12 protein-coding genes are annotated in these 16,546 nt (G+C 40.0%); 5 read left to right on the top strand and 7 right to left on the bottom strand.

Going from position 1 to position 16,546, the window contains the following annotated elements; genetic code table 11:
- Positions 1–98 precede the first annotated feature (98 nt).
- From BM291_RS08580 to BM291_RS08570, 3 genes are all read left to right on the top strand, one after another.
- Positions 99–1,271, top strand: coding sequence for an alpha/beta hydrolase (locus tag BM291_RS08580; protein WP_092896296.1), 1,173 nt, complete (start codon positions 99–101; stop codon positions 1,269–1,271).
- Between the two features lie 39 nt (positions 1,272–1,310).
- Entirely contained in the window at positions 1,311–2,126 is an 816-nt protein-coding gene (locus BM291_RS08575; protein WP_317045649.1) for a YdcF family protein, read from the top strand.
- Positions 2,127–2,229: 103 nt separating this feature from the next.
- Positions 2,230–3,351 carry an AAA family ATPase gene (locus tag BM291_RS08570; RefSeq protein WP_092896292.1) on the top strand — a complete coding sequence of 374 codons (1,122 nt, stop codon included), beginning with the start codon at positions 2,230–2,232 and terminating at the stop codon, positions 3,349–3,351.
- 36 nt (positions 3,352–3,387) lie between these two features.
- On the opposite strand, the gene BM291_RS08565 is transcribed toward BM291_RS08570, so the two are convergent.
- The 5 genes from BM291_RS08565 to BM291_RS08545 all read right to left on the bottom strand — a co-directional run bounded on the left by BM291_RS08565 (position 3,388) and on the right by BM291_RS08545 (position 11,486).
- Positions 3,388–4,689 (bottom strand): type II toxin-antitoxin system HipA family toxin, encoded by a 1,302-nt coding sequence (locus BM291_RS08565; protein WP_092896290.1) that lies wholly within the window; start codon positions 4,687–4,689, stop codon positions 3,388–3,390.
- Positions 4,683–5,018 carry a helix-turn-helix domain-containing protein gene (locus BM291_RS08560; protein WP_092896288.1) on the bottom strand — a complete coding sequence of 112 codons (336 nt, stop codon included), beginning with the start codon at positions 5,016–5,018 and terminating at the stop codon, positions 4,683–4,685. Before BM291_RS08560 ends, BM291_RS08565 begins: the two co-directional genes overlap by 7 nt.
- 143 nt (positions 5,019–5,161) lie before the next feature.
- Complete coding sequence (locus BM291_RS08555) at positions 5,162–9,037, bottom strand: AAA domain-containing protein (protein WP_092896286.1); 3,876 nt, start codon at positions 9,035–9,037, stop codon at positions 5,162–5,164.
- Complete coding sequence (locus BM291_RS08550) at positions 9,038–9,859, bottom strand: SDR family oxidoreductase (RefSeq protein WP_092896284.1); 822 nt, start codon at positions 9,857–9,859, stop codon at positions 9,038–9,040.
- A gap of 544 nt (positions 9,860–10,403) precedes the next feature.
- Positions 10,404–11,486, bottom strand: coding sequence for a DUF4221 family protein (locus BM291_RS08545; RefSeq protein ID WP_245786810.1), 1,083 nt, complete (start codon positions 11,484–11,486; stop codon positions 10,404–10,406).
- A gap of 194 nt (positions 11,487–11,680) precedes the next feature.
- On the opposite strand from BM291_RS08545, the gene rlmD reads away from it, so the two are divergent.
- Positions 11,681–13,087 carry a 23S rRNA (uracil(1939)-C(5))-methyltransferase RlmD gene (gene rlmD, locus BM291_RS08540; RefSeq protein WP_092896280.1) on the top strand — a complete coding sequence of 469 codons (1,407 nt, stop codon included), beginning with the start codon at positions 11,681–11,683 and terminating at the stop codon, positions 13,085–13,087.
- The gene (locus BM291_RS08535; RefSeq protein ID WP_092896278.1) at positions 13,084–13,461 is read left to right on the top strand and encodes a hypothetical protein; all 378 of its coding nucleotides are present in this window, start codon (positions 13,084–13,086) and stop codon (positions 13,459–13,461) included. The genes rlmD and BM291_RS08535 overlap by 4 nt, the downstream gene beginning before the upstream one ends.
- 41 nt (positions 13,462–13,502) lie before the next feature.
- Here BM291_RS08535 and BM291_RS08530 read toward each other — a convergent pair whose 3' ends face one another.
- Positions 13,503–14,795 (bottom strand): serine hydrolase domain-containing protein, encoded by a 1,293-nt coding sequence (locus BM291_RS08530; RefSeq protein WP_092896276.1) that lies wholly within the window; start codon positions 14,793–14,795, stop codon positions 13,503–13,505.
- A gap of 130 nt (positions 14,796–14,925) precedes the next feature.
- A complete protein-coding gene (locus tag BM291_RS08525; protein WP_092896274.1) occupies positions 14,926–16,422 on the bottom strand; it encodes a S1C family serine protease in 1,497 nt (498 codons plus the stop codon).
- Positions 16,423–16,546: the final 124 nt, after the last annotated feature.

Below are 16,546 nucleotides of genomic sequence, written 5' to 3'. Positions count from 1 at the left end.
TAATGCTTCAAAAGCAGAAATTTACTATACTAGCTATCAAGCAATTGTAATTGATCCTGTTGAATTCTCCTGAGTATTCCTAACAAACCAAATTCCCCATGAAGACTTTATTACGTTATAGCCAAGTAATTTTCTTATTGCTACTTTCATTTTCTGCATCGGCTCAGGAACCCATGTTGTGCCAAGGAGCCTATTGGGAGGAGGATGAAGCCAATTCCTACTTGAAAAAATGGGCTAGCGAGTGGACTAGCCAAAAAGATTGGGAAGCTAGGGCCGATGTGATACGAAAAGGAATTATAGATGGGATGAAATTAGAACAAATGCCTGAGAGAACTGCGGAATTCAATCCTATTATCCACAGTACCAGAGAAATGGATGGCTATATTATTGAAAACATCGCCATCGAGAGCTTTCGCGGCTTTTTCATCACTGGCAACCTTTATCGGCCACTTGATCCCGAGCCTTTCCATAAAAGTCCTGCCATCCTCATCCCCCATGGCCATGGAAAAGACAAACGCTACCAAGATGTAGTTCAGTACAGAGCTGCTTCACTGGCACGAATGGGTGCGGTGGTTTTTGTCTATGATATGCTTGGGTATGCGGATTCCCAGCAGACAAGCCATACCATTCCTATTGCTTTGACACTTCAAACTTATAATTCAATTCGGGTCCTTGATTATTTGACCTCGAGAGCCGATGTAGATACTACTCAAATCGGTGTGACGGGAGGCTCAGGAGGAGGCACCCAAACTATTCTAATTACTGCAATAGACCCTAGAATTACGGTTTCTGTTCCAGCTGTAATGGTCTCAGCCTACTTTTTTGGAGGCTGCGTGTGTGAAAGTGGGATGCCTATCCATAAAAGTGCCCACCATCAAACCAATAATGTGGAAATAGCAGCTTTGGCAGCTCCAAGACCCATGTTACTAATTTCAGATGGAGGGGATTGGACTAAAAATACACCTAGGATTGAATTTCCCTACATACAAAAAGTCTATGCCGCTTATGGTGCAGAAAGTAAGGCCGACAATGTGCATCTGCCCAATGAAAGACATGACTATAACTACAACAAGAGAACAGCAGCCTATAATTTCTTCGGGCATTATCTGGATATAAATCCTGGAAAAGTGCCTTATAACGATGGCTATGACGAAAGTTTTGTCACCATACTTTCAGTAGAGGAATTAAAAGTTTTCAATACTTCTCACCCAATTCCTGCCCATGCACTTCAGGGAGATGAAGCGGTAATACGTTACTTGAAATTGAATTGAGTAACGCCTTGAAATGGAAATGAACCTTGAATTTGAAAATTGAGCATTTCTCTCTTTTCTTTGGCAATTGATCAAACCTCCTCCATGTTCTTCTACCTCTCCCAGTTTCTAAGTTTTCTTGCTTTACCTCTTACTATTACGATCAGTCTGATTGTCTTAGGAGCCTTTTTCATCCAAAGAAAATGGGGAAAAAGAAGTCTTTGGGCAGGGATAATTCTACTCTGGTTTTTCTCAAACCCATTTATTGCAAATCAAGCCATGCTTGCCTGGGAGCCACAGTTCAAAGCCTTTAATGAGGTGGGAAATCACCAAATCGGCATTGTACTTACTGGCGTGACGAATTTGAGTAAGACCGCTTATGACCGGACTTTCTTCAACAAGGGTGCAGATCGGATCACTCATGCTTTGCAGCTTTACCGTGAGGGGAAAATCAAGAAAATATTAATCACTGGTGGGCAAGGGCTTAACCCTGTAAATCCACAATCAGAAGCCGAACTTCTGCAACGATTCCTTGTGATGACTGGAGTTCCAGCTGAGGATGTAATGATAGAAGATCAATCCAAAAACACGTATGAAAATGCACTTTTCACCAAGGATTTTTTAGAAAAAAAAGGAATAGACGTTAATCAGGAATTCATACTGATCACTTCTGCTTTTCATATGAAAAGATCCAAAGCTTGCTTCGATAAAGTTGGGCTTCAGACAGAAACTTTTCCCACAGATTATTATAGCAACGACACCAAATACGATGTCCCAACCTTATTTTTTCCTGACCCTTATTCCATCTTTATCTGGCACAAACTGGTAAAGGAGTGGATTGGCATTTTGGTATATAAAATGGTTGGCTACCTATAGATCAAAAATCATGTCTAAGATTTGTAACTCTCTGTTCTTATTACGTACTTTACGTAACGCACTTTACGTAACGAACTTTGCGTAATAAGGAATCAGAGAAATCATGAAAGAACCTTTCAATCCATTCGTAATCAATACTTATCAGGGGAAAGAATATTTCTGTGACAGAGAAAATAACCTTAAAACCCTCATTTCTCACATAGAAAATGATAGAAATGTGGTGCTTTATGCATGGAGAAGGCTAGGTAAATCAGCACTTATTCAGCGACTTTTTGATGAATTGGAAACATCTAAGGACTACGAAACGCTGTATATTGACCTTCTTGCTACGCAAAATATAGCTGAAGCTATACAGGCCATCTCTTCCTCGATTTATGAAAAGTATGGCAAAACAAGCAGTGGACTAAGTGCAAGTATCCAAAAATTACTGGCCTCTATCGGCGCAACCATAAGTTTCAATGTCCTATCGGGAACTCCCGAGCTCATGCTAGGCATAAACAAATCCGAGCAACCTAGCCAATCACTGAGCGCTTTAGGCGAATTTCTATTATCCAGAAAAAAGAGAATTGTGATTGCCATCGACGAGTTTCAGCAAATCTCAGATTATGAAGACAACAAAGCTGAAGCTGTATTTCGAACTTGGGTTCAGCAAATTCCTGAAGTCAGATTCATCTTCAGCGGAAGTCACCGAACACTCATGGAAGCCATGTTTACAGAGAAAAAGCGGCCTTTTTATCAAAGCTCACAGTTGGAATCGCTTCAACCAATAGCATTAGAAGCGTACACAAATTTTATTATCCAGCATTTTCAAACCGCAAAAAAGACCATCGAACCCGTTTCAATCGAGAAGATTTATACTTGGAGTCGCGGCCAAACTTATACCGTACAGCTAGTCTGCAATCATCTTTTTGCTAATTATAAAAAAGTAACAGATAAGGATGTGGACACCGTCTTCAATCAGATACTAGTTCAGCAGCAGGCTATTTATGCGAATTTCCAAAAAATGCTTACTCGAGTTCAATGGACTGTATTTCGGGCCATCGCCAAAGAAGAACCTCTTCAAAATCCACTGAGTAAAGATTTTCTTACAAAGCATAATTTAGGCGCTGCAAGTACCGTAAGCACAGCTTTGAAAGCTTTGGAAAGACTAGAATTGGTAGTCAAAGACGAGGGAAATTACCTGGTACACGAAGTACAGCTGGCTAGATGGATGGCGAGTTTATAGTCTTTTTCACTGCCGATGTTAGTATCTCAACTCACATCATATCAACAATGTGCTTTGAATAGAATCTCGTAACCCCCTCTCAACATTCACTTCATCCGCAAATTCGCCCCATCTACTTACTGTTAATTTTACCTGAGCGATCTTTTCTTCCGGCTTTTTGATATTCATCTTTCGGGCTACTTCCAAAAAATCAGCTTCAACTATTTCTTCCCTTTTACCATTTACAGTTAAAGACTGGGCGCTAACCCAGAGGCTTCCAGGCCGATAAGCATAGCAAATATCGTAAGCGGGTGACAGCGACCATTTCCCGTTTTGATCCATCAGAAACGCAAAGTTTTTGGTATGATCATCACAGTTCCTTGCCAACACATTAAAAACCATTCGAATGAACATCTGCTCAGCTTCAGGATACGAAAGTCGTAGCATTCTCATGGTCTCAAAAACCTGCTCATAACTATAGAATCCAACTTGATTGAAATCAAAATGGCGGATACCACATAAGCTCTGCATATGTATTTTTTGACCATTATCCTGTCGGTCAAATCGCTTGGTCATAAAGTGGGCACGGCCATTTTCCTCCAGCAATCTACACTCACTCATCTCGACTCCAGCAGCTACAGCCATTAAATAATAAGCCATTTCCACTCTTCCAAAACCCACAGTAGCACCAAATTGAGAATCATGTACTCCATCAAATTTGATGATCCAATAGGAGAATCCAGCTGGAGCCTTTACCTGACCACTTTTCACCGCACCTGTTTTGGGATTGAAAGCAATCACTGCTTTGGCACGGGCGCCACCTGCGGAAGTACCAATCTTGAGTATATCAGAAAGTGCAGTTTGCTCCTCGCTTGTCAAATTGGACTGAAAATCGGCTCTGGAATTGAGTATTTTCCCAGCGATATTAACTAAGCTATCTATTTCGATTGAACTGGCTTTGATCGACTCATCACGAAGAGATGGTTTGATTTCTAATGCGCCTACTCCTCGCTTTCCAATAAAACAAAGCTGCTCCACAGGATTGAGACTATCTGCTCCTCTACCATTTTGGATCAACCAAGCATTGATCAATTGATTCCCATATTTGTCCGGTAGCATATCTGCCAGTAAGCCAGGTAATCCTTTGAACGTGTCGAAAACATCGTCACGCGACTTTCGTATTTCAGGAAATTTATAAACCCTATTACCTTGACTTAAAGGCATTTTGATAGGAGAAATATCAAGACCCGAACGAAGGAAAGTTTGATTGAATTCAAAACTACCCATCTGCTCCGACTCATCCCAGAGTATCGCTCCGACAAGCTTATCCCATATCCAGATTTCAGCCGACACTACCATTCTGAAGGAGGATCTTCTGCCGCTATATGCATATTGCGGATACGTTGACGCTCATGCTTTTTTTGAAGCTTAATATAAGTCATAGGACTAATTACGGGCTTTACTTCAAACGAGTCCAACCATTGTAATTGATTAAGGACACGGAGCACTTGAATCAAAGTGATCAAATTAACCTTTTCGCCGCGCTCTAGCAGGCTCAACGTGGATCTACTCACACCCGCCTCTGTAGCCAACTGCTCTTGAGATTTGTTTTGAGCCATACGATGATGCTTGACAAAGTCTCCCAGCTTTTGAAGAATTGCTAAATCGCTTATTTGATTGTAATCCATGACTTAAATATCATTCATTATCCATAAATATACCTCTTAATGAATGAATTATAATACAAAAGATCAAAAATAATAATGAATGACAAATCAGTCATTAAATAACAAAAAGCCACTTAACGAATGAAATATCATTCAAAACAACTCTATTTAACGCTAACAAGAAGCTCTCTACTCCATTTCCAATCAAACCTCCATCCTTTTTGCTCTAGCAAAATAGGATGATAAGCTAAAGCCGCTTTTGCACTAGCTGCATTAAAAAATCGCTGGTCGTCCGTAAGCACTGCCTTCAAAGCACCATTTGATTCACTCCAAATCAAATCCATCACAGCTGACGGGGTTTCTGAAGTATAAGAATTACCACTAGCCAGCAGCTTATTCTTCAAGCTCCAATCAATCTCGTAACCTTTCGCTTTGGACTTCGCAACTGGAATGGAAGGACATTTACTTTGCTCTTGAGCAAAAGCCAAAAACTCTCTGAGCAAAACTAATCCTGCATTTTTAAGTTGGCTAGGACGAAAATCGGATGGTTCAATACTTGAAATCACATGCATCATCTTCCGCGCTCGGGTGATAGCCACATTTAGTCTATTTTCCGCTCCAAACTTACCTAGCAAACCAAAGTTAGTCACCAACTTCCCTTCTAGATTTGGAGCATAGCCCAAGGACAAAATAACCTGATCGAACTCGTCTCCTTGCACATTTTCGATATTACGAACCTTGATTCCAAAATCTTGAAAACCAGCTTTCCAGAGCTTTTCGCGAATCAATTCCATCTGAAAATAATTTCCAGTCACAATCCCAATAGTATCTGCTGGGCTGGAACTTAGAATAGATGCAACTTTCAAAACGACTGCATCAGCCTCCATTTTATTCACCTGATTAGCCCAAATCCCTTCTACTTTTTCCCAAGTAAAGGCAGGTTGTTTTGCCATCGAAGTCGCATAATCTGGCAAAGTCTCCAATTGACTTTCATAAAAATGAGTATTGGAAAAATGAATCAACCCTGGATCAGCAGATCGATAGTGGCCTTTCAATTGATGTTTTTCAAAGAAATTACCAGCCAATTCAAGTAAAGATTCTGCTTCGTATTCCAACCCTTCCTCATCAGACTCCCATTTCACTTGATAGAAATCTGACGGCCTCAACTGCTTCGAATCCCCAGCAACGACAACCTGCTTACCTCGAAGCATTGCAGGCAATCCTCGCTCAACTTGACATTGGGATGCCTCATCAAAAATCACCAGATCGAATTCTTGATCAAGTGGAAATAAGGCAGAAACAGTCTCAGGGCTCGCAAACCAACAGGGCAATAAGCGAAAAACTTCCTCCCCCATTTCTTCCACTAATTTACGAATTGGCCAACGTTGCCGCTTCTTACTCACCTGATGAAGCAAATCCCGATAAGTCAGCCTATTTCCCAATCGATTAAATTCCAAATCAGCCGTGACTTGTTCCCTAAGCCTAAGTAAAGCGATATGTTTAGAGATTTTCCTTTTTTCAAGAATAGCGTCCTTCAACTCATCCAACTCATGTTCCATTCTCAAACCCCCAGCTTCAGCCAAAACAGGGTTTTGTGTTTCCAAAATAGCTATCCAAGCCATATACCAAGAATTCCAAAATGTGGATTGTTGATCAGAAAGACCCAATTCTGGATATTCAGTTTCTAACTTTTTCGCAAGGGAAATAGTAATTGAGTCAGAACTTTCCAAGAAGCGATCAAAGGCAACCAACTCAGAAAAAGTCTGATTCAACTGCAGTTCAGCAGAGGTTTCAGGAATTCCATTTTTCAAAACTCCCAGAATTTGGTCATCACTCAAATAGGCCTTCCACTTTATTGCGTTAAGCTGAAGTGATTTTGCTAACTGATTTAGTTGGGCGAGCTGAACCTTAAATTCACTGACATTCCAGTTTGTTAGAGACCGAATATCACCTTGGTTCTTCCATAATTCTACCCAATTCAGAATTGGGTCAAGTATATCAAGCTGGCGTCTTAATGCTTCGACAGAGAGCTCAGTCACCTCCACTCCTTCAATTTTGGGAAGTTCGGAAAGTTCATGATTTAATGATTTGAGTGTTTCAAGTTCGGCCCGAATACTGGAAATCGACGTTGTATCAAACTTCAAATTGGCTTTGTCCAGAATTTCAAAAGTCAGGGGAAATTTGCTTTTACTCAAATTCACTTGGATTTTCCCAAGCCATGAGTTCGCTTTTAGTTTCAGAAAATCTAGTTCTGCTTCCAGATTTGACAGGTTTTCTGGACTGGCCCCAATCCCTAGTTGCAAATGCTGAAATTTTTCAATCGATACCAAAATCCATTTCTGAAGTTTGGTGATTTTCGATAAAAACATTGAATCGAAAGCTGCGGAAATAGCTAATGTAGGCCGCTCCAACTGATTCAGTGAATTCGTCAAACCATCCAACTCATCAACGAAATTGCTCTTCGTTAAAATCAGCTGAGCTAAAATATCGGGATTTACTATAGTTAAATTAGCCCTAAAGGCAGAAATCTCCTTCAAACTCTGGACTATTCTTGGAAAAACAGCAGGCTCAAAATGAGCAAAAGAAATTCGGCTTTCCCAAAAGTTATCTTTGAACTGAGACTGATAAGAAAAGTAAATTTTATAAGACTTCTCAAAATCCTGCGCTCCCTGAAAATCCAGCTTAGCTAAATCCGAATGCTCAAAAATTGGCATTTTCAGATCTGCGTTTAGATACATTGCCTTGATAGGAATTCCAGCAGACTCAGAGTCAAAAAGAGCAGTTCTAAACGTTTCAAATTTCTCTGAAAGCCTGGCTATAGTCTTGGAATACTGCGAGATCTCGCGTTCGAGTTGAATAGAATCAATTCCTCTATTCTCCTCTTGATATGCCTCTATCCCTTCGATTTGAGCTTTGATTTTCTGAAAAAGGACCTTTTGATCTGTACGGAAATCATGTACCAAACCCAAGAAACCACCAAAACCAGCATTCTCCAATCGCTCAAATACCACATCCAAGGCCGCTCTCTTTTGAGAAACTACCAATACTTTTTTTCCTCTAGCACAATAATCCGAAACTAGATTCGCGATCAACTGGGATTTACCTGTACCTGGAGGACCTTCTACTACTAAGCTCTTTCCTTGTCGAACTTTAACCAACACATTTTCCTGTGAAGCATCTAAAGGAAACACAGGAAAAAGCTGCTCTTCTCTAGGAATAGGCTGATTGTCATCAGTTGCAAAATGCTGAGTGAACATTTCCTCCAAACTCAACTCGCCAAATTCATTTTCCAGATTTTCATAATCTGTAAACAGAAAACTGCCCTTCTGAGCAAATTGACCCAAAAGTGCATAGCTTTTCAAAACCAACTTTCCATCTTGGAAACTAGTAGAATCAACGCTCAATTGAGAAATTGGAAACTGAGTTAGCTGATCTTCAAACAGCGATGAACTTAGCTGAATCGAGAAGTGATCATTGAGTAATTTAGAGAACCCAGTACGGAATTCAGTTGCATCTGTTGCTAATTCCTGCAAAGCTTGATTCAAAGCGTCTGAATCAAATGCTATCCCATAGCCACGTGAATAAGCTAAGAGAAAAGCAGGATTCCATTGCCAATCGTCGGTTTTTGAAAGAATCCATTGCCCTTTTTCAAGTTGCAACTTTACTCCCAATAGTAATAAGGGCGCTCGGAGGATCTGCCCGTTCATTAACTTCCCTTCTACGAATGGATATCCTAGAAACAGAGATTGCTCGCCTGTCTCCTCCCGGGTCAATTGGTCTCGAAATGAAAGCCTAGCTAATGTCTTGGAAAGTGTATTTACACTCCCAATTCTAGGGTCAGATTCTGGAATTAATGGAATTGGTTTCTTAGAAGAAATCGCCTTTCGTATGATTTCAAAGCTATTTTCTCCATTCAAAAAATCTAGCTCTTTCAGATCAACGATCCCGAATCCTTCTGTTTTTGGCAAATAAAGCGACCTGTTTTTAGCAGACAGGTCAACAAGACGATTTCGGTAAGTCTGAAAGATTGATTCAGGCATTTATTGGAATGGTGAGTCTTTTTCCTTCGCCATTTGGTTATAAACAATATGATCTAACCTACCTGGCATCCATTTATTCAAAAACACCAAGAGTTTACCTTGGGTAGTCAATACCAAATCGCGCTTTCTCTTTAATGTAGCTCCCAATATTTCTTCGGCTACCTCATCAGAACTCATCATTTTTGACTCGTCTCTTGGAGACTCCCCCTGTAAAGCACCATGAGCTGTAAGCGCATTTTTACGAATATTGGACGCGGTAAACCCCGGACATGCGACCAACACATGAACTCCCTTTTTCATCACTTCGGTTCTCAGTGATTCAAAAAAACCATTCATTGCATACTTGCTTGCGGTATAGGCTGTACGAGCTGGAGTACCACGAAAGCCATTAATTGATGAAATCCCAATCACAGTTCCTTTGTTTTCCATGATGGAAGGAAGACAAAATTTAGTTGCATACACAGTACCCCAAAAATTAGTGTCCATCACTTTATGAAAGACTTCAAAATCAAGGTTTTCAAATAGTGCTCGCATTGAGATTCCTGCATTATTTATCAAGATATCTATTTTGCCAAATTCTGCCAGCACAGTCACTGCCATCCGTTCGTTGTCCGCAACTACACTTGCATCGGCCAAAATCGCTAACACAGCAATACCTTCTGCTGCAAGTTTTGCCTTGCTAGCATCCAATTTATCTTGATTCCTGCCAGTAATGGCGATTTTAGCGCCAGCTTTACCAAAAATCCTTGCGCAGGACTCTCCTATTCCAGAAGTGGCACCTGTAACAATAACTACTTTATCTTTAAGACTATCTTGTTTCATTGATCGTACAAAGATACTGAATTGTGATTTTTAAATTTTGCATGCGAGAAAGCAACAAAAGCGATTTACTTCAATTTCTCAGCCAAAATGCAAATTTTCTATCCAACCTTTTTTTAACCAAAAAATCAATTTTAAAGTTTTGGAATGAAAAGATTTTAAATGAGAGGCAATAATACAAACGATATAAATCAAGCGTTAGATTGGTCGGTTTTTATTAACAGAACTCTTTCGCACCAAGCAATTGGTGACTTACTATTCTATAGCTTAAGGAAAAAATATCTATTGAATTATGTGAAAAAAAGGGATTATGATTATCCGCAATGATGCCAGTACCCATGATTTCTTTGCTTAACTGGACAGAAGACCGAAGTCGGGTGACCGAAGAGGTCTAAAATCTAGAGTTTAGCTTATATTATGTTGCTTTCATTGCCTTACTGGTATAAAAGCGGATATACAAAAATGGGATTTTTTGAATCGACCGTTGTTGATTTAAATTGTACGAATAAAAAAATAAAGATTGTTTATTGAAGAATTACACCCCTAATCACTGGATAGATAATTGACGAAAAATCAACTGATCTTCAATAGAATCTGAAGTTGCAGACATATAGACGCCATCGTTCAAAAAGAACAAATCATAGGCATTAGCTCTCCATTTCACATCGAGGTCAAACTCACCGATTCTCTCCAGTTTCTCATCATATACGATCACAGAATTCCGATTCGGCGTTCCGCTTTCCCTTTTCAGTATTTTTTCTATGGATTCCTCATCATATTTCTTATGAAACACCCTCCAATATTCTTTTCTATGAGGATCGTAATTCAAGGAGAAATAATAATCAGTTGCTAGTTGAAACCGTTTTCCTATTTCTAATTGGCGATCTGCAAAATCTATAGGAATAGGACTTTCTATAGTTGAACTTCCCATCCAAAAATACGGCGTCATTCTTTCAGTCTTCAAGTCAAGCATATAAACTGAATCTACCAAGGGAAAGCTAACCAAAACCTGAGTCTGATCTTCTGAAGGTGAAATACTAGGTAGCATGTGATCTGGTCCACCCCAGAAATTCCCATCTTGATACCATTCAGGATAGCCTAAAAGTGTGGTATAATCTCCCGTTTCCAAATTCAATTTAATTAATAAGTTCTTCCTCTTGTATTGACTTTTGAATGGATCTGTATCTGGGACGCAAGGAATATATAGAAATTTACCCATGAGAAACATCCGTGATTGGGAAGTACTCATAGGCAAAACTGAATCCTCATCTGGCCTATTGCTTTCGTTTTCTTTAAGCCTATACGATTGCTTAACCTTTCCGGAGGAATCTGCTAGCGAAACCATATAACGGTATCTATCTATCAAAAAAATTGAATCGTAGGAATGAAAATAAAACTCAGTTACGCTACCCACTCCATTTGGCCCTTCATTCTCAAATTCCAAAACCAAATCTAGAGCGGGATCTGCGAAGGAATTAATAAATAGATAGTTAGGATTAGAACGGAAATAATTGAGATGAATATATAGAGGGTCTGCATTCTCCTTAAAAAGGACTTGGGACAAAAGGGAGAAATTGGATGATTTATCATTTATTGGAATAACTCGTGATCCTTCCGTTTCAAACGTCATTGATTTAGCGGATGTGTTTTTTTCAACATTTCTGCTGCAAGAACAAAGAGCAAGTCCAAGCAGTATTAAAACAATTCTCATTTTACTAAACATTAATATATCATCTAACTATTCGTAGAATACCTAAATATACATTTTTATTCTAATTCTCATTCCCTTGATCCTCCTCATTTTTTTTACTTAATTTTGCGCCCATGTCGCGAAAAATGAAAAACAAAGTGATTACCAACCTACTCATCGAGCGGATAGCTTCGGAGGGAAAATGTTTGGGACATCACGAGGAGAAAGTGGTTTTTGTAACGGGCGTTGCGCCTGGAGATGTGGTAGATGTAAGAATCACCAAGGGAAAAAGCTCTTTTATGGAAGGAGAACCAGTAAATTTCCACGAGTATTCCAAAGAAAGAATTGATCCTTTTTGCTCTCACTTTGGCACTTGTGGTGGTTGTAAATGGCAACACATCAATTATGATCTGCAGAAAACTTACAAGCGGCAGCAGGTTTTGGATCAGTTTCAGCGAATCGCTAAAGTAGAAATACCAGAGGTGATGCCCACTTTAGGTTCTGAAAAAACCCGCTACTATAGAAATAAGCTTGATTTCACTTTTTCTAACAAAAAGTGGTTGACGGTGGAGCAGATCCAATCAGGGGAAGATTTTGACAGAAGTGCTCTGGGATTTCATATCCCAAAGATGTTTGATAAAATCGTCGATGTGGATCACTGTTACCTACAGGGAAATATCTCGAATGATGTCAGAAATGAATTGAGAACTTTTGCGCTAGCGAATGGACTTACCTTCTATGATATTAGAGGACAAGTTGGACTACTTCGCAACCTCATCATCCGAACCACCAGCACTGAGCAATCTATGGTGATCGTGCAATTCGGAGAAGATGATCCAGAAGGAATTCAGAAAGTCATGGAATTCTTAAATGAGAAATTCCCTCAAATCACCTCTTTGCTGTATGTGATTAACACCAAAGGAAATGAGACTTTCCATGATCTAGACTTAGTTACTTTCTCAGGAAATGACTTCATCGAGGAAGAAATGGAAGGTTTGAGATTCCGTATCGGGCCAAAATCCTTCTACCAAACCAATTCAGAACAAGCATATGAACTATATAAAGTTGCCCGTGATTTCGCGGATTTACAGGGTGATGAGGTAGTCTATGATCTCTACACCGGAACTGGCACCATTGCTAATTTCGTAGCCAAAAAAGCCAAACAGGTAATCGGTATCGAGTATGTGCCGGCTGCGATCGAAGATGCGAAAATCAATTCCCAGATCAACGGGATCGACAATACACTCTTCTATGCGGGCGATATGAAAGATATGTTGAACGATGAATTCATCGCAAATCATGCAGCGCCAGACTTGATCATCACCGATCCTCCGCGTGCGGGAATGGATGAAAAAGTAGTGCAGATGCTCTTGAGATTGAACGCTCCGAAGATCGTATACGTATCCTGCAACCCAGCCACACAGGCTAGAGATGTAGCTCTTTTGAGTGAAAAATATAAAGTGGAAAAGATACAGCCAGTGGACATGTTCCCACAAACGTATCACGTAGAAAATGTCGTACTCTTAACGCTCAAATCATGATATCAGATTTCAACGATCCAGAATTAAGCGGAAAATATCTGGGCACAATCACTAGTGATTTTATAAAAATATCAGACACGCTCAAGGAGGCTTCTTATCAAATCAGAACTCGGAAATTCTCTGATTATCCGATTTTCCCTATCTCCAAAGACATGCAACCTATAGGCAAAATCTTTGTAGGGAAAGACGAAAAAGATCTAGACTGGAATTACTTCATGACTTACTTAGATGAGTTTGTACAGCGCAAACTGATCGCGGAAGAATCATTGGAAGATTTCCAAAAAGCGTATAAAGACCCAGATGAGTTTTGCTGTCTATTTGTGATGGACGGTGCGTTTACGAGTTTCGTTTACTTACCGTATCCAAACGATTAAAGAAAAGAGGCTGTCCCAAAAAATTTGAGACAGCCTTCTTTTTATTCAATAGCAGAAAATACCATCTGCCGGAACTTCCAAGCCGACTCATCGCCCGTTCCTCCTTGGGTCTGTTTCATCAATATCCCGATGGTATTAGTCACTGGATCTGCGAAATACTGTGTATTAAAATACCCCCCCCAGTCAAACGTACCGAGGCTTCCGATTCCTCCCTGAGCGACTCCATTTTCGTCTACTAGTCCAAAGGCAAGTCCATAGTCCTTTCCTCCATTACCTAACAAATCACCCACTTGATTGGACATAATGGCTTTGATAGTAGTTGGGCTCAATAATCTAGTGCCATTGTAAACTCCTCCGTTCAGATACATCTGAAGGAATTTCGCATAATCCTCTGCTGTCGAAGAAAGTCCAGCTCCTCCAGAGAAGAAGGTCTTTGCTCCAGTTTTAGGGTAATCCGGATTATAGAAAGTCACAGGGAATGATTCCCATTGATTATCTATCTTTCGGTGAATTGTCACCAACTTCTTCCCTTGAGCTTCATTCAAGTAGAAGCCAGTATTTTTCATCCCAATTGGATCAAAAATCCGCGTTTGCAAAAACTCGTCAAAAGGCATTCCTGAGATGATTTCCACAAAATACCCCATTACATCAAGTCCTAGGCTGTAAGTATATTTCGAGCCTGGTTCGTGATGAAGCGGAAGCTTTGCGAGTTTTTTAATGTTATCAGCAATTTTAACTGGCTCAGTTGTGAACAGATCCACAATCCCTGCTTTTTGATAAATCATTTTCATCTGCTCATTACCATCGATCATTCCATAGCCAAGTCCAGAAGTGTGCGTCAGTAGATGTCTTATCGTAATCTCACGCGGTGAAGGCTTAGTGGAATAGGAAGAATCTCCGTAGCGGAATCCTGTCAAGATCTGTGGATTGGCAAACTCAGGAATGTATTTAGAAATCGGATCGTCTAGCTTAAACTTCCCTTCTTCCCAAAGCATCATCACGGCAGTAGAAGTTATTGCTTTGGACTGGGATGCAATTCTAAAAATCTGATCTTTTGCCATTTTAGTACCTGAAGGCACGTCTGCAAGTCCTTTGGCTTCATGGTAGACTATCTTCCCATCTTTTACAATTAGAGCTACTAATCCCGGAACTTGATTGGCACTCAATGTCTGATCTAGCATTTGATCAATTCTTTCTAATCGTTCAGATGAGATTCCTTTTAAAGTCTGCTTTCCTTGTAGCTCAAGACTGGTTGAGGGAGTCTGGGCAAATAGGTTACTGGTAAAAAGCAGCAGTACTAGAGTATAACTGTAAATTGAAAAATACTTTTTCATAGGTCGTGGGTTTGATTGAAAAGTAAAGTAGTAAATCTGCCCCAAAAATCTATCCGGCTACACATAATGACAAAAAAAACAGGCTGATGAAAATTCACCAGCCTGCATATACTTTTATTAATGAATGCTATTAGTCTATCTCAAAGTAATATTCCGTCCCATCTTGGAACATGCCAAGAACGACGATATCTTCCCCTTCGGTATCCTCCAGCACTTCGAGGAGATTTTCGACATCTGATATTTTCTTTCTACCACTTTCTGTCATGATAGAGGTAATAATAAATCCGGGGCGCGCTCCAGACCTTCTCCATTTTTCTCCAGAAACAGAGGCGATCAAAGCTCCACCACTTAGCTTAAGTTGCTCTTTTACCGTATCGGGCACCTCTTCAAAATTCACACCTTGAAATGCATAGGTTTTAGGAATTACTTTTTTAACAATATCTGTGGTACCAGAGAAATTCTTAAGTGTCACTTTGGTTTTATTGGCTTTACCATCACGGAGATACTCAACTTCAACTTTATCACCTGGGCGTTTCCTTGCCACCATTTCTTGAAGAGTAGCGACACTATTGGTCACTTTACCATCCAAACTTATGATGATATCACCTTGCTTCAGTCCTGCCTCTTCACCTCCACTTTTTTCATTTACACTTCCGATATACACTCCTTGCTCAACTGGCAATTCATAGCCTAACTGATCAGAAAGCTCAGGACTAACATTTAAAATACTTACACCTAACAATGCTCTCTGCGCAGTACCATACTGCATAAGGTCATCCATTACTTTCTTCACTAGCGTACTTGGGACAGCAAATGAATATCCGCTGAAAGTACCCGTACTACTCGCAATTGCCGTGTTGATTCCAATCAATTCGCCGGCAAGATTTACTAGTGCTCCACCTGAATTACCTGGATTGACCACTGCGTCAGTTTGCAAAAAGGCTTCAATTGCAAGGTTATTATCTAAGATTCTTATATTTCTTGCTTTGGCAGAAATAATCCCAGCTGTAACTGTAGAGTTCAAATCAAATGGATTACCTACTGCAAGAACCCATTCCCCTATTTTAGTTTTATCAGAATCACCAAATCTCACAAATGGCAATCCCTCTGCATCGATCTTCAACAATGCCAAATCAGTCGTAGGGTCTGTTCCAATAACTTTGGCAGTGTAACGCTTATTGTTATCTAATGAAATCTCCAATCTAGTAGCATTTTCTACTACATGATTGTTTGTCACTATATAGCCATCAGGAGAAATGATAACTCCAGAACCCGAGCTCATAGTCGTTGGGCCTTGTTGGCTTCCACCTCCTTGATTATCTCTTGGAGGTATCCCAAAATACTCTTGAATTGGATCTCGCTGGCTTCTACCTCTGCTGGTATACGAAACCTGGCTTTTCACATGGACTACGGCGGGCACTACAGCCTCCGCAGAAGCCACAAAGTTGATCCCATCAGGAACGGTGAAATCTTCACCAGAAAGTAAGTTTACGAAACTGGCTTGCTGCTTTTCATCAAAGCTGGTAGCATTTTGTGGTTGTACGAGAAAGCTAAGCCCTGCTAAGGCGACGATGCCTCCGATTAAAGAGGCAAGAAGGATTCCCAGAAAGAATTGTCTTTTGCTCATATTTTTAAGTTTTATTTTTCAGTAGTAATTAAACAGAATCACGAGTAAATAGATCCAAATATTACACCCGAAAAAGCATCTACATGTTCAAATTAACATGAATTAACCGCTTTTGGGAGCTTTA

This window comes from Algoriphagus aquimarinus (assembly GCF_900112005.1).
In the GTDB taxonomy this organism is placed as follows: Bacteria; Bacteroidota; Bacteroidia; order Cytophagales; family Cyclobacteriaceae; genus Algoriphagus; species Algoriphagus aquimarinus.
The sequence above is the reverse complement of the archived record's forward strand: the minus strand, read 5'-3'. Positions and strand labels throughout refer to the sequence as shown.